General features: G+C 67.6%; 16 protein-coding genes and 1 pseudogene. 7 read left to right on the forward strand and 10 right to left on the reverse strand.

All coding sequences use genetic code 11. The annotated features are described in order from the left end of the window. Positions 1-90: 90 nt before the first annotated feature. Positions 91-939, forward strand: a complete 849-nt coding sequence (locus tag WK25_RS28455) for a helix-turn-helix domain-containing protein (RefSeq protein WP_040138745.1) — start codon at positions 91-93, stop codon at positions 937-939. 6 nt (positions 940-945) lie between these two features. Here WK25_RS28455 and WK25_RS28460 read toward each other — a convergent pair. The 7 genes and pseudogenes from WK25_RS28460 to WK25_RS28490 form a co-directional block, all read right to left on the reverse strand. Then, a pseudogene (locus WK25_RS28460) lies at positions 946-1233 on the reverse strand (LysE family translocator); the annotation flags it as partial. 74 nt (positions 1234-1307) lie between these two features. Beyond that, a complete protein-coding gene (locus tag WK25_RS28465) occupies positions 1308-2519 on the reverse strand; it encodes an acyl-CoA dehydrogenase family protein (RefSeq protein WP_040138746.1) in 1212 nt (403 codons plus the stop codon). Next, positions 2516-3388 carry a hypothetical protein gene (locus WK25_RS28470; protein ID WP_059548295.1) on the reverse strand — a complete coding sequence of 291 codons (873 nt, stop codon included), beginning with the start codon at positions 3386-3388 and terminating at the stop codon, positions 2516-2518. Before WK25_RS28470 ends, WK25_RS28465 begins: the two co-directional genes overlap by 4 nt. 54 nt (positions 3389-3442) lie before the next feature. Then, on the reverse strand, positions 3443-4099 hold the full coding sequence (locus tag WK25_RS28475; RefSeq protein ID WP_040138748.1) for a methionine ABC transporter permease: 657 nt from the start codon (positions 4097-4099) through the stop codon (positions 3443-3445). After that, positions 4092-5285: a methionine ABC transporter ATP-binding protein gene (locus WK25_RS28480; RefSeq protein ID WP_069243362.1), complete on the reverse strand. Its 1194-nt coding sequence runs from the start codon at positions 5283-5285 to the stop codon at positions 4092-4094. The genes WK25_RS28475 and WK25_RS28480 overlap by 8 nt, the downstream gene beginning before the upstream one ends. An 18-nt stretch (positions 5286-5303) precedes the next feature. Further along, a complete protein-coding gene (locus WK25_RS28485) occupies positions 5304-6722 on the reverse strand; it encodes an LLM class flavin-dependent oxidoreductase (RefSeq protein WP_040138750.1) in 1419 nt (472 codons plus the stop codon). A gap of 11 nt (positions 6723-6733) precedes the next feature. Beyond that, positions 6734-7573: a MetQ/NlpA family ABC transporter substrate-binding protein gene (locus tag WK25_RS28490; protein WP_040138751.1), complete on the reverse strand. Its 840-nt coding sequence runs from the start codon at positions 7571-7573 to the stop codon at positions 6734-6736. A gap of 107 nt (positions 7574-7680) precedes the next feature. Here WK25_RS28490 and WK25_RS31540 point away from each other — a divergent pair, with 107 nt between their 5' ends. From WK25_RS31540 to WK25_RS28515, 6 genes are all read left to right on the forward strand, one after another. Then, a complete protein-coding gene (locus WK25_RS31540) occupies positions 7681-7884 on the forward strand; it encodes a hypothetical protein (protein WP_156432229.1) in 204 nt (67 codons plus the stop codon). Positions 7885-7998: 114 nt separating this feature from the next. Next, positions 7999-9363, forward strand: coding sequence for a 2-hydroxycarboxylate transporter family protein (locus tag WK25_RS28495; protein ID WP_040138752.1), 1365 nt, complete (start codon positions 7999-8001; stop codon positions 9361-9363). 173 nt (positions 9364-9536) lie between these two features. After that, entirely contained in the window at positions 9537-11423 is a 1887-nt protein-coding gene (locus tag WK25_RS28500) for a sensor histidine kinase (RefSeq protein WP_069243363.1), read from the forward strand. Further along, on the forward strand, positions 11413-12774 hold the full coding sequence (locus WK25_RS28505) for a sigma-54-dependent transcriptional regulator (RefSeq protein WP_069243364.1): 1362 nt from the start codon (positions 11413-11415) through the stop codon (positions 12772-12774). Before WK25_RS28500 ends, WK25_RS28505 begins: the two co-directional genes overlap by 11 nt. 25 nt (positions 12775-12799) lie before the next feature. After that, a complete protein-coding gene (locus WK25_RS28510; RefSeq protein WP_040138755.1) occupies positions 12800-13129 on the forward strand; it encodes a DUF3579 domain-containing protein in 330 nt (109 codons plus the stop codon). Positions 13130-13398: 269 nt separating this feature from the next. Beyond that, positions 13399-14250 carry an alpha/beta fold hydrolase gene (locus WK25_RS28515; RefSeq protein WP_040138756.1) on the forward strand — a complete coding sequence of 284 codons (852 nt, stop codon included), beginning with the start codon at positions 13399-13401 and terminating at the stop codon, positions 14248-14250. A 224-nt stretch (positions 14251-14474) separates the two neighbouring features. On the opposite strand, the gene opcM is transcribed toward WK25_RS28515, so the two are convergent. The 3 genes from opcM to ceoA are packed head-to-tail and all read right to left on the reverse strand — an operon-like array spanning position 14475 to position 20491. Next, on the reverse strand, positions 14475-16016 hold the full coding sequence (opcM, locus tag WK25_RS28520) for a multidrug efflux transporter outer membrane subunit OpcM (RefSeq protein WP_069243577.1): 1542 nt from the start codon (positions 16014-16016) through the stop codon (positions 14475-14477). A gap of 10 nt (positions 16017-16026) precedes the next feature. Next, complete coding sequence (ceoB, locus tag WK25_RS28525; protein ID WP_059548303.1) at positions 16027-19227, reverse strand: multidrug efflux RND transporter permease subunit CeoB; 3201 nt, start codon at positions 19225-19227, stop codon at positions 16027-16029. A gap of 46 nt (positions 19228-19273) precedes the next feature. Further along, positions 19274-20491: a multidrug efflux RND transporter periplasmic adaptor subunit CeoA gene (gene ceoA / locus WK25_RS28530; RefSeq protein ID WP_040138758.1), complete on the reverse strand. Its 1218-nt coding sequence runs from the start codon at positions 20489-20491 to the stop codon at positions 19274-19276. Between the last annotated feature and the right edge of the window lie 6 nt (positions 20492-20497).

The raw sequence follows: 20497 nt of genomic DNA on the forward strand, positions 1-20497 counted from the left end.
CGTCGCGCGGCACCGGCGACGCCCGCCGATCCGGAATGCTTACCTCGCAGGTAATGCCCGATGCGCGCGGGATTGCCTATCATCCTCGTCATGAACTCGACCGCCACCCTTCAATCGCTTCCCCCGTCCGCCGGCCGCGTGTCCGGTATCGGCTCCCTGTTGCGCACGTGGCGTCAACGCCGGCGCCTGAGCCAGATGGCCCTCGCACTGGAAGCCGAGGTGTCAGCGCGACACCTGAGCTTCGTCGAATCGGGGCGCGCGCAGCCGAGCCGGGAGATGGTGCTGCATCTGGCCGAGCGCCTCGACGTGCCGCTGCGCGAGCGCAATGCGCTACTGGTCGCCGCAGGCTATGCGCCGCTGTTTCGCGAGCGCCCCTTTTCCGATCCTCAACTCGATGCGGCGCGGCACGCGGTCGAAGCCGTGCTGCGCGGCCACGAACCGTACCCGGCACTCGCGGTGGATCGCCACTGGACGCTGCTCGCGTCGAACCGGATGCTCGGCGCGCTGGTCGCGCAGGCCGATCCGGCGCTCTTGCAGCCGCCCGTCAACGTGCTGCGCCTGAGCCTGCATCCCGACGGCCTCGCGCCGCAGATCGTCAACTGGCACGAATGGCGTGCGCATATCCTGCACCGGCTGCAACGACAAATCGACGCGAGCGGCGACCGCGCGCTGCATGCGCTGCGCGACGAACTCGCTGCCTATCCGGCACCGGGCGGCCGGTCCGACGACACGCACGCACGCGCCGACTACGCGGACATCGCGGTGCCGCTGCGGCTGCGCACGGCCGCCGGCGAACTGACGTTCTTCAGCACGACGACCGTGTTCGGTACGCCGGTCGACGTCACGCTGTCGGAACTCGCGATCGAGGCGTTTTTCCCGGCGAACCCGGAAACGGCGGACGCGATGCGCACGCTGGCGGAGACGATGCCGGCGCAGTGAACATGATCAGCGACGCTCGAACGCCAGCTTCACGCCCAGCGCGATAAGCACCGCGCCGCTCACACGGTGCATGCGGGTCAGGATGCGCGGATTGCGCCGGATCGACGTCGAAAGCAGGCCGGCGAACAGCGCGACCGGCCCCTTGACGAGAAACGTCAGGCAGGCAAACGTCGTGCCGAGCACGAACAGCGACAGCATCGGACGTGCGGCGCCCGCCGGGACGAATTGCGGCAGAAACGCGAGATAGAACAGCGCGACCTTCGGATTCGACACGTTGGACAGGCATGCGCTCGAGCAAACGGAACCGGCCGGCACGCCCACGGTAAGCGACACCGGGCCGCGCAGCGTCGCCGGACAATTTGCCGACGCTACGTATACAGCGACGCCTGCGGCAATTCCCCCGTCAACGCGAACCGGCCCACATCGCGCAGCCGATAGTCGAGCGGATCGTGCAGCGTATGCGTGCGCGCGTTGCGCCAGAAGCGGTCGAGGCCGAGCGACGCAGCCGTCGCTCTCGCGCCGCACGCATCGAACAGCGCCTCGCCGTTGTCGAGTGCCGCGCGCTGCGCGACGATCTTCGCATCCGACACCGCGAGCGCGGCCTCGGCACGCTCCTCGGCCGTCAGCGCGTCGCGCCGCGACCACGCGCGCTGCAACGCCGCGGCCGCACGATCGGCGAGCGATGCGGCGGCCACCGCTTGCACGCGCATGTCGCCGAAGCGCTGCAGCGTATAAGGATCGTCGCTCGCCTGTGCCACACCAGCAGCGATCCACGGCCGCCCGTGCTTCAGCACGTAGTCGCGAGCCTCGGCCAGTGCGCCTTCGGCGAGCCCGACGAACAGGTTCGTCAGCACGAGCTGCGACACGAGCGTGCGCAGCGTCGCGCGCGGCGTCGGCGGTGTCTCCGACCGGTGCAGCACTTCGTCGGGTGCAAGGATCACGCCGTCGAAACGCACGCTGCCGCTGTCGGTCTGGCGCTGACCGATCGGATCCCAGTCGTCGTTGACCGTGATCCCGTCGCGATCGGTCGGCACCACGCCGAACACCGCGCGGCCGGTTTCCGGGTCGTGCGCGGACACGGTCATCCGCTGCGAGCCGCGCGTACCCGAGCAGAAGCCCTTCACGCCATCGAGCCGGTAGCCGCCGTCCGGCGTCGCGGTCGCCGCGACGCGCGTGTCGAGCGGGTTCACCGCATTGCCCCACCACCAGCGATGCTCGACGGTGCCGCGCAAGTAGCGCTCGCGCTGCGCCGCGTTGCCCCACACATCGACGCTCACGACCTGCAGCGCCTGAAACCCGACCAGATGCGCGAGCGCGCTGTCGACCCGTGCGATGCGCCGGATCGCGTCATAGACCGTCGGCCACGCCGCTTCCTGCCCGCCGAATTCGCGCGGCACCGCGAGCGTGAGCAGGCCCGCATCGGCGAGCCACTGCTTCTCGGCCGCTGCATGACCGCCCTTGCGATCGCGTTCGGCAGCCGTCGCGCGGAGTGCGTCGATCGCGCGCGCGAGCGCGTCGTCCGTGGCGGCCGGCGCATCCGTATCCGGCACCAGCGTTGCCGGCCCGCGGGGATCGTTCATGCGACCGCTTCCCGTGCAACCGCTTCCCGCGCGATCGTTGCGTGCTCAACGACTTGGCCCGACAGCGGCACCAGCGCATCGAGCTGCCGGCCGGTCAGCGCCGACAGCATCTCGCGCCGCCAATCGTCGTAGATCGCGCGGTATTCGGCGATGTCCGCGCCAAAGACATGCGCGGTGTGCGCGTACTCGTCGTGCAGATAGCCGTCGAGCCGTGCCTGAGTTTCCTCGTCGGCCGCGATCACGCGGTCGATCAGCGCGTCGCGCTCCACGGCCGGCAGCACGTTCAACGTGTCGAACCACCACTGGACGATCTGCACGCGATGCCATTCCTCGTCCGGGCGAATCCGGTTCTCGCCGTGCTCGCGCATCGCGCCGTCGGCGATGCTGCCGGTCTTGCGCTGGATCCACAGCTTCGCGAGGATGTGCAGCTCATAGTGCCATTCGAATGCGAGGAAGCCGGCGACGTCGCGCACCGCGATGTCGCCGATCCGCTCCCAGTGCGCGGCGACGAGCCGCTCGATTTCCGGCAGCGGATCGCGGCCCGTCAGTTCGGTCACGCGTTCGCGACCGATCACCGCGTGGGCGCCGTCATCGCCGAGTTGCCGCGACAGGATCAGCTGGAAATGCGGGTCGTCGCGAAACAGCGTGTCGATCGCCTTCGCGACGACCTGCACGATGAACAGGTCGTGCGACGCCATCTTCGTGTAGTAGTCCGCGACGGCGGCGAGCTCGTGTGCGCCGCGCGGCTCGCGCGGCGGCGTTGCGAGCTTGGCCGGAAAGCCGGGACGATGACGCCGCGCGACGTCCAGAAACAGCGCTTCCTCGAATTGTCCGTTCCACTCGCGCTGTGCGCCGATGGGCAAGGTCATGGGTATCGTTCTCTCAGGTCTTCAATGAAAAAGAGCCGGCGCTCGTGGCGCCGCTCAGGTACGCCGGGTCACGCGTCGGACCAGGCGGTCGCCCGTGATTTGCACGGCCGAAACGAGTGCGATCAGGATCACGATCACGGTCGCCATGACGGTCGTGTCGAAGCGCTGATAACCGTAGCGGATCGCGAGATCGCCGAGTCCGCCCGCGCCGACGGCGCCCGCCATCGCGGTCGAGCCGATCAGCGCGACGACGGTGATCGTAAAGCCGCCCAGCATGCCGGGCAGCGCTTCCGGCAGCAGCACGTGCCATACGATGTGGCGTCGTTTCGCCCCCATCGCGAGCGCGGCCTCGATCAATCCGCGATCGACTTCGCGCAGGCTCACTTCGGCGATCCGTGCGAAGAACGGAATCGCGGCGATCGACAGCGGCACGACGGCCGCCCATACGCCGATCGTCGTGCCGATCAGGATGCGCGTGAACGGCAGCAGCGCGACGAGCAGGATGATGAACGGCGTCGAGCGGAACACATTGACGAGCGCGCCGAGCACCGTGTTCACGCCGCGCCGTTCGTAGATGCCGCCGGGCGCGGTCGTCACGAGAATCACCGCGAGCGGGATGCCGAGCAGCGCGGCAATCGCCGCGGATGCGGCAACCATCGACAGCGTGTCGCGGATCGCGTCGAGCAGTTCCGGCCACCAGAGCTCAAACATAGCCGAGCACCTCCGCACGGTTCGCATGCCGGCGCGCGCGTTCGAGCAATGCCGCAACGGCGCCGCGTGCATGCTCTGCACCGCCTGCGCTCGCGCCGGGCGCGGCCGCGATCACGAGACGCCCCTGCGCATGCCCCTGAATCCGTTCGATTCCGCCGTGCAGGAATCGCACCGAGCCGCCGAGCGCCGCGGCAAGCGCGCCGACGTCCGGCTCGCCGCCGCTTTCGCCCGTATAACGCACGTCGAGCACGACGTGCGCGCCGTCGGGCAGCGGCGCGTGCTCGGGCAGCGGCTGCACGCGTGCGGCAAGTTCCGCAGGCAGATCGTGCACGAGCGTGCTCAGCAGCGCGCGCGTCGCACCATGACGGGGATCGCCGAAAACGCGCCAAACCGCGCCCGTTTCGACGACTTCACCTTGTTCGATCACCGCAACCGTGTCGCACACCGCGCGAATCACTTCCATCTCGTGCGTGATCAGCACGATCGTCAGCCCGAGGCGGCGATTGATGTCGGCGAGCAGCGCGAGGATCGACTGCGTCGTCTCGGGATCGAGCGCCGACGTCGCCTCGTCGCATAGCAGCACCTCCGGGTCGTGCACCAGCGCGCGTGCGATGCCGACGCGCTGCTTCTGGCCGCCGGACAGGCTTGCCGGATACGCATCGCGCTTCGCGGCGAGTCCGACGAGATCGAGCAGCGCATCGACCTTGCGCGTGCGCTCGGCCTTAGGGACGCCCGCGATCTTCAGCGGCAATGCGACGTTCTCGAACACCGTTTTCGCGTGCAGCAGGTTGAAATGCTGGAACACCATGCCGGTGCGGCGACGCAGTGCGACGAGCCCGTTCTCGTCTAACGTGCCGACATCGATGCCGTGCACGCGCACGCTGCCCGAGCTCGGTCGCTCGAGGCCGTTGACGAGCCGCAGCAGCGTCGACTTGCCGGCACCGCTGCGGCCGATGATGCCGAACACCTCGCCGCGCCGCACGTCGAGCGTCACGTCGCGCAGCGCGGCGGCCTGCCCGTGCGGCGTCGCGAATACCTTGCCGACGTGCGCGAACGACACGGCGGCGGCGCCGTCGGCGCGCGCGGCCGCTTCGTCATGTGCCGCCGGCGCGCCGGCGTCCACGGCCGCGCCGACCCGCACGGCCGATGCGTCGACGAAACCCAGCGTATCGAACAATTGCGTCATCGCTTCGCTCCGTCACGTTCACGCATGCGCAGGGTGCGCACGCTCGGTCGCCAACGCGGCGGTCGGCCGATACTGCGCGCCCGTATGCCAGGCCGGCAGCCGCGCGCCGGCGCCGAACAGCTTCTCGCGCAACGTCGGCGCGGCGTCGTAGTCTTCCTTGTAGACGCCACGGTTCTGCAGTTCGGGCACGACCCAGTCGACGAAATCCTCGAACGACTCGGGCATCACAGTGCGTGTCAGGTTGAAGCCGTCGATGCCGGTTTCATCGATCCACGACTGCAGTTCGTCCGCGACCTGCGACGGCGAACCGACGATCGGCGCATAGCGGCCGCCAAGCGACATCTGTTCGAGCATCCGGCGCACGGTCCACGTGCCGGTCGTGCTCTTCTTCGAAATCGCGTCGACGGCCGACTGGATCGAATCGGTCTTCACGTACGAGATCGGCTCGTCGAGGCCGTACTTCGCGAAGTCGATGCCGGTCGAGCTCGCGAAATGCGCGAGGCCCGCTTCCGGGCTTGCATGGCGCCGGTATTCGTCGAACTTCTCGCGCGCGAGCGTTTCGGTCTCGGCGGTCACGACGCTCACGCCGGCGAAGATCCTGATCGACGCCGGGTCGCGCCCCTGCCGCGCGGCGGCGGCCCGAATGTCGAGCACGGCCGCGCGCGCGGCGGCCTTGCTCTGCCCGTTCACGAACACACATTCCGCATGACGCGCCGCGAATTCGACGCCGCGCGCCGACGAACCGGCCTGGTACAGCACCGGCGTGCGCTGCAGCGAGGGTTCGCTCAGGTGGATCGCGTCTACCGAATAGAACGGCCCGTCGTGCTTCACGCGCCGCACCTTGCCCGGCTGCGCGAACACGCGCGCGCGCGCGTCGCGGATCACCGCATCGTCGTCCCAGCTCTGTTCCCACAGCTTGTAGACGACGTCCATATAGTCGTCCGCGCGTTCGTAGCGGTCGTCGTGGCCGATCTGCTGCGCGAGGCCCATCCCGCGCGCGGCGCTGTCGAGATAACCGGTCACGATGTTCCAGCCGACGCGCCCCTTCGTCAGATGATCGAGCGTCGACATCCGGCGTGCGAACAGATACGGCGGCTCGTACGTCAGGTTCGCGGTCACGCCGAAGCCGAGATGCCGTGTGACCTGCGCCATCGCGGGCACGAGCAGCAGCGGATCGTTGACGGGCACCTGCACCGATTCGCGCAGCGCGACGTCAGGGCCGCCGCCGAACACGTCGTACACGCCGACGATGTCCGCCAGAAAGATGCCGTCGAACTTGCCGCGCTCCAGCGTCCTTGCGAGATCGGCCCAGTAATCGAGATCGGTGTAATGCGCGGAGCGGTCGCGCGGGTGCGTCCACAGCCCGTGATTGATGTGCCCGACGCAGTTCATGTTGAACGCGTTGAGCAGGATTTTCTTGCGGTTTGCGGTCGTCATGTCGCCCCCCGTCACCACGCGATCGCGTACAGCGACCCGAACGCGTTGTCGAGTGCACGGCGCACCGCCGGCGAGTGCTGGTAGATCGAAATGAACTTGCGGATGCGCGGATCGTTCGCGCTCTCCGGCCGCACGACCCACTGGATCGCAAAGTTCTTGTTCTCCGTGCCGTCGAACAGCAGCGCGCTGTTCGGATCGGTCGTGCCGGCGAGCTTGATGAAGCTCGGATAGCCCTGCGCGAGGTCGACGTCGTCGAGCGAGCGCGCAAGCTGCGACGCCTCGAGCGCGATGATCTTCAGGTGCTTCGGGTTGGACACGATGTCGTGCGTCGTCGCGCGATAATCGGCGCCCGGCGTCAGCGTGATGAGTCCCGCGCGCTGCAGCAGCAACAGCCCCCGACCGCCGTTCACCGGATCGTTCGCGATCGCGACGCGCGCGCCGTCCTTCAGCTCGGCAAAGCTCTTCACCTTCTTCGAATAGAGGCCGATCTTCATGATCGTGCCCGGCGCGATCGAGATGAAGTTGTAGCCGCCCTGCTTCTTCGCGTTCTCGAGAAACGGAATGTGCTGAAAGTAGTTGACGTCGATGTCCCTGTTCGCGAGCGCGGCGTTCGGCGTATTCCAGTCGGTGAACTCGACGATCTTCACGTCGAGCCCCTGCTCCTTCGCCTCCTTCGCGGCGATCTTCAGCGCGTCGATCTGCGGGCTGGTCGAGATGCCGACCTTCAGCGGCGCGGTGTCGGCGCGCGCGGCGTTCAGCAGCGCGACGCCGAGCAGCGTGGCCGCCAGTACGCGCGCGAGCGTCGCGAACCGGCGGAGCGAAAAGCGGGCGGAAAAAACGGGATGCAGCATCGGAACCACTCTCCTGTCCAAAGACGGTATCGACGGATGAGCGACGCCGCGGCGAACGCGCGGGCGTTCTCCGGACAGTCGTCGTCGCATCGGAAAAGGATCAGCCGATGATAGTGAGCGGCGGCAGGGCGGTCTACGAAGCGATTGTGCGAAGAAAATCGCGTGCGGCGATATGGCGCGCGGATCAGCGCAGGGACGGTGCGACGGCCGGCGGCCAGGCCGAAATCTCGGCCTGGCTGCCGCGCGAATTCCGAAATCTCGGCCTGCCGCCCGCGGCAACCTTTTCCGCAGACGAAACAAATCCGTTATGAATCAATGCACTAAAAATATTCCGGCTGGCCGGATTTCTGGCATGGGGGTTGCGTAATAGACGGCACACGATGCCGCGAAGCGATGCAGGCATTCCATACATCAGGAGACACGTCTTGCAGACCTCTATCCATACCCCAACCCGACCCGAGGCCGTTGCAGAAGCCGGTCCAGTCGCGCGCGAACGCTTCTGGCCGCACGGCTGGTGGAAGCTGATGGAAATTCGCATCGGCATCATTCCGTTGCCGGTCTACGTGATCCTGTTCGGGCTGATCGTCGGGTTTGCCGTTACGGGCAAGGTGCCCGGCGAGATCTCGATGGCGATCGCGGTGCTCGCATTCTTCGGCTTCACGTGCGCGGAACTCGGCAAGCGCCTGCCGCTCCTGCGCAACATCGGCGCGGCCGCGATCTTCGCGACCTTCGTGCCGTCCGCGCTGACCTACTACCACGTGCTGCCGAAGCCGGTGCTGAACCTGACGGTCGAGTTCACGAAGTCGACGAACTTCCTGTACCTGTTCATCGCGTCGATCATCGTCGGCAGCATCCTGAGCATGGACCGTCGCGTGCTGATCCAGGGCTTCGTGAAGATCTTCATTCCGCTCGCCGCCGGATCGGTCGCGGCCGCGATCGTCGGCACCGCGGTCGGCACCGCGCTCGGCCTCGGCGCGCGCCACACGCTGCTGTACATCGTCGTGCCGATCATGGCCGGCGGTGTCGGCGAAGGCGCGATTCCGCTGTCGATCGGCTATTCGGAACTGATGCACCTGCCGCAGGGCGAGATGTTCGCGATGGTGCTGCCGCCGGTGATGCTCGGCAGCCTGACCGCGATCATCCTGTCGGGCGCGCTCGACATGCTCGGCAAGCGCCTGCCGCATCTGACCGGCAACGGCCGCCTGCAGGTCGGCGAAAGCGGCGACATGGCGCCGGAAAGCGAGGAAATCCGCGGCCACGTCGACGTCACGCACATCGCCGGCGCCGGCATCACGGCGATCACGCTGTACCTCGTCGGCCTGATGGCGCACAAGCTGTTCGGCCTTCCCGCGCCGGTCGCAATGCTGTTCCTCGCGGTGCTCGTGAAGCTCGCACGGGCGGTGTCGCCGCCGCTGCAGGAAGGCGCGTTCGTCGTCTACAAGTTCTTCTCGACGGCCGTCACGTATCCGCTGCTGTTTGCGATCGGTGTCGCGATGACGCCGTGGGACAAGCTGACCGCCGCATTCACGATCGTCAACGTGGTCACGATCGTGTCGACCGTCGCGACGCTGATGGGCACCGGTTTCGTGGTCGGCCGCCTGCTGAAGATGTACCCTATCGACACCGCAATCGTGAACGCCTGCCACAGTGGCCAGGGCGGCACCGGAGACGTCGCGATCCTGACCGCCGCGAACCGGATGCAGCTGATGCCGTTCGCGCAGATCGCCACCCGCATCGGCGGCGCGATCGTCGTCACGGTGACGCTGATCCTGGTCGCGCACTTCGGATAACGCACGGCCGCGCGCATCGTCGCGCACGCTGCTTCGCACGCGCCGCCGCCGGTTCAGCCGGTGCGCGGCGCGTGTCGTTGCGGCGCGCGGTGGCTGACCGGTTGCGGTGGCTCACCGGCCGCGGGGACGGCCCGTAGCGGCGGGAGATGGCGGCCGGCCGATAGCGGGCTTCGATGAGGGCGAACGTGCAGAAGAGCTTCAAGGGAATCCCGTGGTGGGGTTGGGCGGCAGCGGCCGTGCTGTATGTCGGCGTGGCCGGCGCGGCCGTCGATTTCGCGTGGGAGCGAGCGATCGATGCGCTCGAGGAAACCGGCGCGCACCGGCTCGACCTGTATGCGTCGAGCCTGAAAAGCGAGCTCGGGCGCTTCGAGATCCTGCCCGGCCTGGTCGCGCGGCAGGACAGCGTGCGCGCATTGCTGAAGGCCGCGCCGCACGACGCCCCCGAACTCGTGCATTCGGTCGATACCTATCTGGAAGCCGTGAACCGCGACGCCGGCAGCGGCGCGGTCGACGTGATCGACCTGCACGGCGAAGTGATCGCCGCGAGCAACTGGAACGAGACGATCAGCTTCGTCGGCACCAACGTGTCGTACCGTCCGTACTTCAAGGACGCGCTCGCGCGCGGCAGCGGCCGCTTCTTCGGAATCGGCACCAACACGGGCGTGCCCGGCGTCTATTTCGCGAGCGCGGTGCGCGACGACGGCGTGCCGGTCGGCGCGGCCGCGGTGAAAATCAGCGTCGATCCGCTGGAATCCGCTTGGCGCGCGCCGGGCGTCGCCGCGATGGTGGTCGACAGCAACGGCGTGATCGTGATCTCGACCGAGCCCGCGTGGAAGTTCACCGCGCTGCGGCCGATCACCGCGCAGCAGCAGCGCGACATCCAGGCGTCGCGCCAGTATGCGGGCCGCACGGTGGACGTGCTGCCGTATCGCCGCATCGGCGATCGCGGCGCCGCCGCGTGGTTCGGCACGTTCCCGGATACGCGCCACGCGGGTCGCAGCACACGCTATCTGGTGATGTCGCGCCCCGCGCCGCAGGCCGGCGATTCGCTGATGGTGCTGCTCGACATCGCCGGCGCGCGGCGCCAGCAGCAGACCGCGTTCGTGTTCGTCACCGGCGCGTTCCTGATTGCCGCGCTGCTGGTCGGCTACGCGATCCAGCGCCGCCGGGCGATCGTCGCGCGGCTGAACGCGCAGGACGCGCTGCGCCGCGCGAACGACCGGCTCGAGCTGACCGTCGCGCAGCGCACGGCCGCGCTGACCGCCGCGAACGAGCGGATGCAACGCGAGATCGTCGAGCGCGAACGCACCGAGCAACGGCTGCGCGATTCGCAGCAGGAAGTCGTGCACGCGGGCAAGCTCGCGGTGCTCGGGCAGATGGCAGCCGGTCTCACGCACGAGCTGAACCAGCCGCTCGTCGCGATCCGCACGCTGTGCGACAACGCGCGCACGTTCTTCGAGCGCGGGCAGCCGGCGCCGGCGTACGCGAATCTCGAACGGATCGGCAAGCTCGTCGACAGCATGGCCGTGCTCACCGGCGAGCTGAAGACGTTTGCACGCAAGCCCGACGTCGAGCGCGTCGCGGTATCGCTGAACGAAGCCGTCGCGCACGCGCGGCTCATCTACGATGCGCGCATCCGCGACGAAGGCGTGCAGCTCGACGTGAACATCGCGCCCGGCACGACAGTGTCCGCGGAATCGAGCCAGCTGCAGCAGGTGATCGTGAACCTGCTCGGCAACGCGCTCGACGCGGTGCACGACGCGCCGCTGCGGCGCATCGTCATCGAGGCGGCCGACGCCGACGAAACCGGCCGCATACGCTTGAGCGTCGCAGACAGCGGCGCCGGCATCGCGCCCGACGTGCTGCCGCACCTGTTCGAGCCGTTCGTGACCACCAAGCCGCGCGGCCAGGGGCTCGGGCTCGGCCTCGCGATCACGTCGCGCATCGTCGAGGCGTTCGGCGCGAAGATCGCCGCGACGAACCGTGACGAAGGCGGCGCGGAGTTCACCATCGAATTCGCGGCGGCGACGCCGCAACAAAGGACAGAGCATGGAAGATGAGATTCGGGTGCTGGTCGTCGAGGACGATGAAAACGTCCGGATCGGCGTCGAGCAGGCCGTCGCCCTCGCCGGATTTCCGGTCGACGCATTCGCGTCCGCGTCCGACGCGCTCGCGCACGTCGCGCCCGGCGCGCCCGTCGTGATCGTGTCGGACGTGCGGATGCCGGGCATCGACGGGCTGCAGTTGCTCGAACGGGTGATGGCCGTCGATCCGCAGATCCCGGTCGTGCTGATCAGCGGGCACGCGGATATTTCGACGGCCGTCGGCGCGATGCACGACGGTGCGTACGACTTCATCGAGAAGCCGTTTTCGTCGGACGTAATCGCCGGCCGCGTCGCGCGCGCCGTCGAGAAGCGCCGGCTGACGCTCGAGGTTCAGGGGCTGCGCGCGGCCCTGAACAACTGGCATGGCATCGACGCGTTCGTGCTCGGCAAGTCGCCCGCGATGGCCGACGTGCGCAAGAAGATCCTGCGTCTCGCCGATACGTCGGTGTCGGTGCTGATCACCGGCGAGACGGGCACCGGCAAGGAGCTGATCGCGCGCAGCCTGCACGATTTCGGCGGCCGGCGCGATGCCCACTTCGTCGCGCTGAACTGCGGCGGCCTGCCTGAACAGGTGTTCGAGAGCGAGCTGTTCGGCCACGAGGCCGGCGCGTTCACCGGCGCGATCAAGAAACGGATCGGCAAGATCGAATGGGCGCACGGCGGCACGCTGTTCCTCGACGAAATCGAGACGATGCCGGTTTCGCTGCAGATCAAGATGCTGCGCGTGCTGCAGGAGCGTGTGGTCGAGCGGCTCGGCGCGAACGAGCTGATTCCGGTCGACTGTCGCGTGGTGGCCGCGTCGAAGGCCGATCTGGCGGAACTCGCGGCCGAAGGGCGGTTCCGCGCGGACTTGCTGTATCGGCTCAACGTCGCGCAGATCGAGCTGCCGCCGCTGCGCGAGCGGCGCGAGGACGTGCCGCTGCTGTTCGAGCATTTCGTGCTCGCGGCCGCACGGCGCTTCGGGCAGCCGGCGCCGGTCGCCACGGCTGCGCAGGTATCCGAACTGATGACGCACGCGTGGCCCGGCAACGTGCGCGAACTGCAGAACGTGGCCGACCGCTTCGTGCTCGGGCTGACCGGCGACAGCCTGCTGTCGTCGGGCGGCACGGCGACGGCCGGCGGCACGCTCGCGGAACAGCTCGCGTATTTCGAGCGGATGCTGATCGAGGACATGCTGCGGCGTCACAACGGCAACGTTGCGGACGCAAGCGTTGCACTCGGCATGCCGAAGAAGACGCTGTATCACAAGCTGCGCCACCTGCGGATTCCCGCGCGCGGCGACACGGCCGCCGACGGCGGCGAATGACGCGAACGAGAACACGCATACCGGCATGGATCGCATCGACATCACCGAACGCGGCCGCATCGACGGCCACCTGATCCGCGGCGTCACGCGCGCGCAGAAGACCTTCCGCCCGAGCGACTGGCCCGAACGGCTCGCGGGCGTGATCACGCTGTTCGTCGGCGAACGCCGGCCCGGCTATCCGTGTGCGCTGTCGCGGCTCGCAATGCCGGTCGTCGACGGCGGCGTCAAATGCCTGTTCGTGTCCGACGAACTGCGCGAAGTCTGTGCCGATGCGTTCGATTTCGCGATGCAGTTCGCGGCCGACAACGATCTTGCGGTCGAGCTTCGGACCGCGCCGGCGCTCGCGGTGCGGTAATGCGCCGGCCGCGCTCGGCGGCCGCCCCTTCGCCTTTTCCCGCTTCCCCGCCGCTTCGACGCGCGATTGCGCGGGTGTCCGCCCGTGCCGTACGTCGCACCATCAATCGTCAGACGATTGAAAGACTCGCCCGGTCGCCTCGCCACGACAAGGCTTTCCGGCCGATCCATCAATAAAATTGATCGTCACGATGAAAATTATGCGTTTTCCTCGCAGCTCGCCGTCAGGCATAGTTGCGGCGTGATGACGCACCCAATGAGTTTTCAGTCATGAACATGCGAATCGAGCCTTCGGTGCTCGCGAACCCCGACCTGCAATTTGCGACGCTTTCGTCAGGCATCAGCCTGCCGTATGTCGAGCGGGGCAGCGGCGCGCCGATGGTGTTCGTGCACGGGTCGTTGTGCGATTACCGCTACTGGGATCCGCAACTCGCATCGCTGTCGGATCACTACCGCTGCATCGCGCCGAGCCTCAGCCACTACTGGCCGGCGGTCGAAGCAGGCATCCAGGACGAGTTCAGCTGGCAAAACCACGTCGACGAACTCGCTGAATTCATCGACGCACTCGATCTCGGCCCCGTGCATCTCGTCGGCCATTCGCGCGGCGGCAACGTCGCGTTCAACGTCGCGCGCCAGCATCCGCACCTCGTCGACACGCTGACGCTCGCCGATCCGGGCGGCCCGCTGCAACAGCCGGGCGTGCGCGAAGCCGCGCTGCCGGCCGCCGCGATCGCGCTGCGCACGAAGGCCGTGAACCTGATCGATCAGGGCGACGTCGAAGCGGGCCTCGAAATGTTCGTCGACTCGGTGAGCCTGCCGGGCGCGTGGAAAAAGAGCACGTCCCGCTTCCGCACGATGGCGATCGACAACGCAAGCACGCTGCCGAAGCAACTGCGCGATCCGCTGCCCGCGTATTCGCAGCAGGCCGCGGCGGATATCGCATGCCGCACGCTGCTGATCGACGGCCAGCGCAGCCCGAAGATGTTCCGCCACAACGTCGATACGTTGTCGCAGTGGATCGGCGATGCGCAACGGCAGACCGTCGCAGGCGCATCGCACGGGATGAACGCGGCGAGCCCCGCGGTGTTCAACCGTTACGTGCACGAGTTCGTCGCTGCGTAACGTTCGCGGGCGGCATGCGCACCGCCCGTTACCGCAAGTCCCTTTTCTGCACGATGCGATACGCGGTGTTGCTCGCGGAGCGCGCCACCGAACATCCTGAGTTGCCTCCGGAGTCGCACACGTAAAAAACCCCGATCCGCGTCGCCACGGATCGGGGTTCTTCCGGCTTCGATCTTTCTTCGTCGATCGAGCGCGGCGCCGGCACGCCGACGCCCGCCGATCTCTCACCGCACGGCGACGTCCTGCTTGCCCGCCGCCGCATCGCCAACCGCGGCCGACGCCGGCGCATCGCCCCATCCGCCGCCGAGCGCACGAATCAGGTTCACGGTCGATACCGCCTGCGCACCGGTCAACTGGTTCGCTTGCAACTGCGACTGCAGCACCGATCGCTCGCTGTCGATCACGTCGAGATATGCGACCTCGCCTTCCTGATACTGCGTGCGCGACAGCGTTGCCGAGCGACGCGACGCGTTGACGGCCGCCTCCTGCGCGCGGATCTGGTCGTCGAGCAGGCGCAGATCGGCGAGATTGTCCTCGACTTCGCGGAACGCGACGAGCACCTGCTGCCGGTAATTCGCGACCTGCTCGTCGTACTGCGCGCGCGCCTGCTGCACGCCGGCCGCACGACGGCCGCCGTCGAACAGCGGCAACGTCAGCGCGGTGCCGGCGAACGGCCCGAGCAGGAACGTGCGGCTCGACCACAGGAACAGGTTGCCGAGCGTCGACGCCTCATACCCGAACGCGCCGGTGATATCGAGCTTCGGGAAATACGCGGACTTCGCGAGCCCGATCCGCGCATTCGCGGCGGCCATCGCTCGCTCGGCCGCCGATACGTCCGGACGGCGTTCGAGCAGCGCGGACGGCAGGCCCGGCGGAATCTTCACCGCGACCGGCACGATCGGCGTTTCCTTGAACGCGAAGTCTGCGGGCGCCTTGCCCAGCAGGATCGCGAGCGCATGCTCGGACGCCGCGCGCCGGCGCGCGACGCCGACCGCATCGGCCTGCGCGCTCGCCAGTTCGTTCTTCGCGCGCGCCACGTCGAGCTCGCTGATGTCGCCTTCGTTGAAGCGGCGCTGCACGAGCTTGAGCGCCTCTTCACGCAGTTCGACCGTACGGCGGTACAGATCCTGGTCCGAATCGAGCTGACGCAGTTCGAAGTAGTTCTGCGCGACGTCGGCCTGCAGCGCGAGCTGCACCGAACGGAACAGTGCTTCGCTCTGCGCCTGGTCGGCGCGCGACGCTTCGACGTTGCGGCTCACGCGGCCGAACAGGTCGGCCTCGTACGACACCGTGCCCTGTGCGCGCCACAGCGTCGCGGTGGTCGGGCCCGTGCCCTGCGGCTGGAACTGCGACGCCGACGACACCCCTTCGCGCGTCGGCCCGAACCCCACGCCGACCTGCGGGAACCATTGCGAACGCGCGGTGCGGGTTGCCGCACGCGCTTCCTCGACACGCGCGGCCGCGGCCTTCAGGTTCTGGTTCGCTGCGAGCGCCTGCGCTTCGAGCGAATCGAGCACGGGGTCGCCGAACACCTTCCACCATTCGCCGCGATGTTCGCCGTCCGCCGGCTCGGCCGTCTTCCACGTGCCGGCCTGTTCGCCGGGCGCGAGCGTCGGCGCTTCCTTGAACGCCGCGGGCGTCGACACGTCCGGGCGCTTGTAGTCGGGCCCCACCGCGCACGCGGCGAGCAGCGTCGCGAGCAGGGTGCTCGCGGCCGCCACCTTCGCGAAGCGCATCAGGCCATTCGAGTTGTGCATGTTGTCCATCTTCTTGTCCTCAAGCATCCGAAGCCGACGCATTCGGCGGCGATACGCCATAACCGGCCGAATCCTTGCCCGCGACGTGAATCTTGCCGCCCGCGAGCGTACGCAGCACGACGTAGAACACCGGCGTCAGCATCAGTCCGAACAGCGTCACGCCGAGCATCCCGAAGAACACCGCGACGCCCATCGCATGCCGCATCTCCGAGCCCGCGCCCGTCGACGTGACGAGCGGCACGACACCCATGATGAACGCAATCGACGTCATCAGAATCGGACGCAGCCGCAGCCGGCTCGCCTCGATCGCGGCCTCGAGCGGCGTCCTGCCGTCGTGCTCCAGCTCGCGTGCGAATTCCACGATCAGGATCGCGTTCTTCGCGGACAGCCCCACCAGCACCATCAGGCCGATCTGCGTGAAGATGTTGTTGTCGCCCTGCGTGAGCCACACGCCCGTCAGCGCCGACAAAATGCTCATCGGCACGATCAGGATCACCGCGAGCGGCAGCGTCAGGCTTTCATACAGCGCAGCGAGCACGAGGAACACGAGCAGCACGCTGATCGGGAACACGTACATCGCCGAATCGCCCGCAAGGATCTGCTGGTACGTGAGGTCGGTCCATTCGAACCGCACGCCGCGCGGCAGCGTTTCATGCGCGATGCGCTCGATCGCGGCCTGCGCCTGCCCCGACGAGAAGCCAGGTGCGGGGCCGCCGTTGATGTCGGCCGCCGTGTAGCCGTTGTAGCGCACGACCATTTCCGGGCCGAACGTCGGCGTCACCGTCACCAGCGACGACAGCGGCACCATCTCGCCCTTGTCGTTGCGGGTCTTCAACTGCAGGATGTCGTCCGCGCGCTGGCGGAACGGCGCATCGGCCTGCACGCGCACCTGGTACACGCGTCCGAAGCGGTTGAAGTCGTTCACGTACAGCGAGCCGAGATACACCTGCATCGTATTGAACACGTCGGTCACCGGCACGCCCAGTTGCTTCGCCTTCACGCGGTCGAGATCGACGTTCAGCTGCGGCACGTTGATCTGGTAGCTCGTGAAGAGCGGGCCGAGTTCCGGCGCCTGCTGCGCGCGCTTGATGAAATCGTTGGTCGCATCCGACAGCTTCGCGTAGCCAACCGCGCCGCGATCCTCGATCTGCATCTTGAACCCGCCCAGCGTACCGAGGCCGAGCACCGGCGGCGGCGGGAACACCGCGACGAACGAATCCTTGATCGCGCCATACTGCTGGTTCAGCGCACCGGCGATCGCACCGGCCGACAGCGCCTTGCCGTGCCGCTCCGCGAACGGCTTCAGCGTGACGAACACGATGCCCGCGCTCGAGCTGTTCGTGAAGCCGTTCACCGACAGACCCGGGAACGCGACCGCGCTCTCGACGCCCGGCTGCTTCAGCGCGATCGAGCCCATGTCGCGGATCACCTTCTCGGTGCGATCGAGCGACGCGCCGTTCGGCAGTTGCGCGAACGCAATCAGGTATTCCTTGTCCTGCGCGGGCACGAAGCCGCCGGGCACGATCTTCGACACGAGGACCGTCGCACCGACCAGCACGAGGTACACCCCCAGCATCAGCGTCTTGCGCGACAGCACGCCGCGCACGCCGCGGCCGTAGTTCTCCGCGCCGCGATGGAACACCTTGTTGAAGCGCTTGAAGAAGCCGCCGAGCACGCGGTTCATCACGCGCGTGAGCCAGTCCTCCTTGTCGCCGTGGCCTTTGAGCAGGATCGCGGACAGCGCCGGCGACAGCGTCAGCGAGTTGAACGCCGAGATCACCGTCGAGATCGCGATCGTCATCGCGAACTGCTTGTAGAACTGGCCGGTCAGGCCCGACATGAACGCGAGCGGCACGAACACGGCGACGAGCGTCAGCGCGATCGCGATGATCGGCCCGCTCACTTCCTGCATCGCCTTGTAGGTCGCCTGGCGCGCGTTCATCCCGCTTTCGATGTTGCGCTCGACGTTCTCGACGACCACGATCGCATCGTCGACGACGATCCCGATCGCGAGCACCATCCCGAACAGCGACAACGCGTTGATCGAATACCCGAACGCGAGCAACAGCGAGAACGTGCCGACGATCGACACCGGCACCGCGATCAGCGGAATGATCGATGCGCGCCACGTCTGCAGGAACACGATCACGACGATCACGACCAGCGCGATCGCCTCGAGCAGCGTGTGCACGACGGCCTTGATCGACGAACGCACGAACTGCGTCGGGTCATAGACGATCTTGTAGTCGACGCCGGCCGGCATGTCCTGCTTCAGCTCGGCCATCGTCTTGCGCACTTCGTCCGAAATCTGCAGCGAGTTCGCGCCCGGCGACTGGTTGATCGCCATCGCGACGGCGGGCTTGTTGTCCAGCAGCGAGCGCAGCCCGTATTCGGATGCGTCGAGCTCGATTCGCGCGATGTCGCGCAAGTGCGTGACGCCGCCGTCCGGCGTCGTCTTCACGACGATGTCGCCGAACTCGTCTTCCGTCTGCAAGCGGCCGCGCGCGTTCACCGACAGCTGCAGCGGCGTACCGGGCAGCGACGGCGATGCGCCGATCACGCCGGCCGCGACCTGCACGTTCTGCTCGCGGATCGCCTGCACGACGTCCTCGGCCGACAGCCCGCGCTGCGCGACCTTCTGCGGATCGAGCCACACGCGCATCGCGTAGTCGCCCGAACCCCACAGCTGCACCTGGCCGACGCCCTGGATCCGCGACAGGCGATCCTTCACGTTGATCAGCGCGTAGTTGCGCAGGTAGGTCATGTCGTAGCGGTTGTCCGGCGAGATCAGGTGGACCACCATCGTCAGCGTCGGCGAGCTCTTCACCGTCGTGATGCCGAGCCGCTGCACGTCTTCCGGCAGGCGCGGCAGCGCCTGGTTCACGCGGTTCTGCACGAGCTGCGTGGCCTTGTCCGGATCGGTGCCCAGCTTGAACGTGACGGTGATCGTCATGTTGCCGTCGCTGTTCGCCTGCGACTGCATGTAGAGCATGTCCTCGACGCCGTTGATCTGCTCTTCGAGTGGCGACGCGACCGTCTCGGCGATCACTTTCGGGTTTGCGCCCGGATACTGCGCCTTCACTATCACCGAAGGCGGCACGACTTCCGGATATTCCGAAATCGGCAGCAGGAACATCGCGATCACCCCGCCGAGCAGGATGACCACTGATAGGACTCCTGCAAAGATCGGTCGGTCGATAAAGAATTTGGAAATGTTCATCTGTAGCTCTGTCTGGTTGAACGCGGAAATCGAAGCGGCACGCCGCTTACGATTCCGCCTTCGCCGAGGCGGCCGGCTTCGCTTCGTTCGCGAGCGGCGCTGACGGCTCGTCGCCGCCCGTCATCGGGACCATGTGCGGCTTCACTTGCTCGCCGGGACGCACGCGCTGCGTGCCGTTCACGATCACGCGATCGCCGGCGGCCAGGCCGCTCACGATCACGCGCCGGTTGCCGTGCTGCATGCCTGGCTGCACCTCGCGATACGACACGCGACCCTGCTGGTCGACAACGAACACGAACTTCTTGTCCTGGTCGGTGTTGATCGCCGCATCGTCGACGAGCAATGCCGGGTGCGGCGCGCTGCCGCCCACCTTCACGCGCGCGTAGAGGCCGGGGACCAGCGTGCCGTCCGCGTTGTCGAAGCGCGCGCGCACGCGGATCGTGCCCGACGACGTGTCGAGCCGGTTGTCGACCGAATCGATTTCGCCGCTGCGCGAATAGCCGGTTTCGTTCGCGAGGCCGAGCTCGACCGGCACCTTGCGGCCGTTGCGTGCGCCGTTGATGTATTGCAGGTAGGTCTGCTCGTCCGCGTCGAACGATGCGTAGATCGGCGACACCGACACCAGCGTCGTCAGCGGCGCGGCCGACGCGCCGGCCGATACGACGTTGCCGAGCGTGATTTCCGCACGCGACACGCGGCCCGATACCGGCGCGGTGATCCGCGTATAGCCGAGATTGATGCGCGCCGTTTCAAGCGCGGCTTCAGCCGCCTTGAGATTCGCGCTCGCTTCGCGCGCGGCATTCTGCTTCTCGTCGTAATCGCGCTTCGCGATCGCGTTGTCGCCGATCAGCCGCTGCGCGCGCTGCCAGTCGCTCTGCGCGTAGCCGTTGCGGGCCTGCGCGGCCGCGAGCTGCGCGGCCGCGCGGTCCACTTCCGCCTGGTACGGACGCGGATCGATCACGAACAGCACGTCGCCCTTCTTCACGAGCGCGCCGTCCTTGAAGTTCACCGCGACGATCGTGCCCGACACCTGCGGGCGCACGTCGACTTTCTCGACCGCCTCGAGGCGGCCCGAATAGCTTTGCCAGTCGGTGACGGTCTGCGGGACGACGGTCGCGACGTCCACTTCGGGCAGCGGCGCAGCCGCCTTCTCGGGCGCGTTCGCGTTCACGCGCATCGCGCCGAACGTGCCGAGACCGATGACGGCGAGCGTCGCGATCGCCGCGGTCGCAATTCGTGAACGGGTGGTGCGTAGGATGGCCATGTAGAT

The organism is Burkholderia latens, from assembly GCF_001718795.1.
GTDB classification, from domain to species: domain Bacteria; phylum Pseudomonadota; class Gammaproteobacteria; order Burkholderiales; family Burkholderiaceae; genus Burkholderia; species Burkholderia latens_A.

Coding starts and splice junctions, on each gene's coding strand:
- WK25_RS31540 (WP_156432229.1), top strand. CDS start 7,681: ATGATAGTGAGCGGCGGCAGGGCGGTCTACGAAGCGATTGTGCGAAGA.
- opcM (WP_069243577.1), bottom strand. CDS start 16,016: ATGGACAACATGCACAACTCGAATGGCCTGATGCGCTTCGCGAAGGTG.
- ceoB (WP_059548303.1), bottom strand. CDS start 19,227: ATGAACATTTCCAAATTCTTTATCGACCGACCGATCTTTGCAGGAGTC.
- WK25_RS28505 (WP_069243364.1), top strand. CDS start 11,413: ATGGAAGATGAGATTCGGGTGCTGGTCGTCGAGGACGATGAAAACGTC.
- WK25_RS28465 (WP_040138746.1), bottom strand. CDS start 2,519: ATGAACGATCCCCGCGGGCCGGCAACGCTGGTGCCGGATACGGATGCG.
- WK25_RS28485 (WP_040138750.1), bottom strand. CDS start 6,722: ATGACGACCGCAAACCGCAAGAAAATCCTGCTCAACGCGTTCAACATG.
- WK25_RS28510 (WP_040138755.1), top strand. CDS start 12,800: ATGGATCGCATCGACATCACCGAACGCGGCCGCATCGACGGCCACCTG.
- WK25_RS28475 (WP_040138748.1), bottom strand. CDS start 4,099: ATGTTTGAGCTCTGGTGGCCGGAACTGCTCGACGCGATCCGCGACACG.
- WK25_RS28490 (WP_040138751.1), bottom strand. CDS start 7,573: ATGCTGCATCCCGTTTTTTCCGCCCGCTTTTCGCTCCGCCGGTTCGCG.
- WK25_RS28515 (WP_040138756.1), top strand. CDS start 13,399: ATGAACATGCGAATCGAGCCTTCGGTGCTCGCGAACCCCGACCTGCAA.
- WK25_RS28455 (WP_040138745.1), top strand. CDS start 91: ATGAACTCGACCGCCACCCTTCAATCGCTTCCCCCGTCCGCCGGCCGC.
- WK25_RS28500 (WP_069243363.1), top strand. CDS start 9,537: ATGAGGGCGAACGTGCAGAAGAGCTTCAAGGGAATCCCGTGGTGGGGT.
- WK25_RS28470 (WP_059548295.1), bottom strand. CDS start 3,388: ATGACCTTGCCCATCGGCGCACAGCGCGAGTGGAACGGACAATTCGAG.
- ceoA (WP_040138758.1), bottom strand. CDS start 20,491: ATGGCCATCCTACGCACCACCCGTTCACGAATTGCGACCGCGGCGATC.
- WK25_RS28480 (WP_069243362.1), bottom strand. CDS start 5,285: ATGACGCAATTGTTCGATACGCTGGGTTTCGTCGACGCATCGGCCGTG.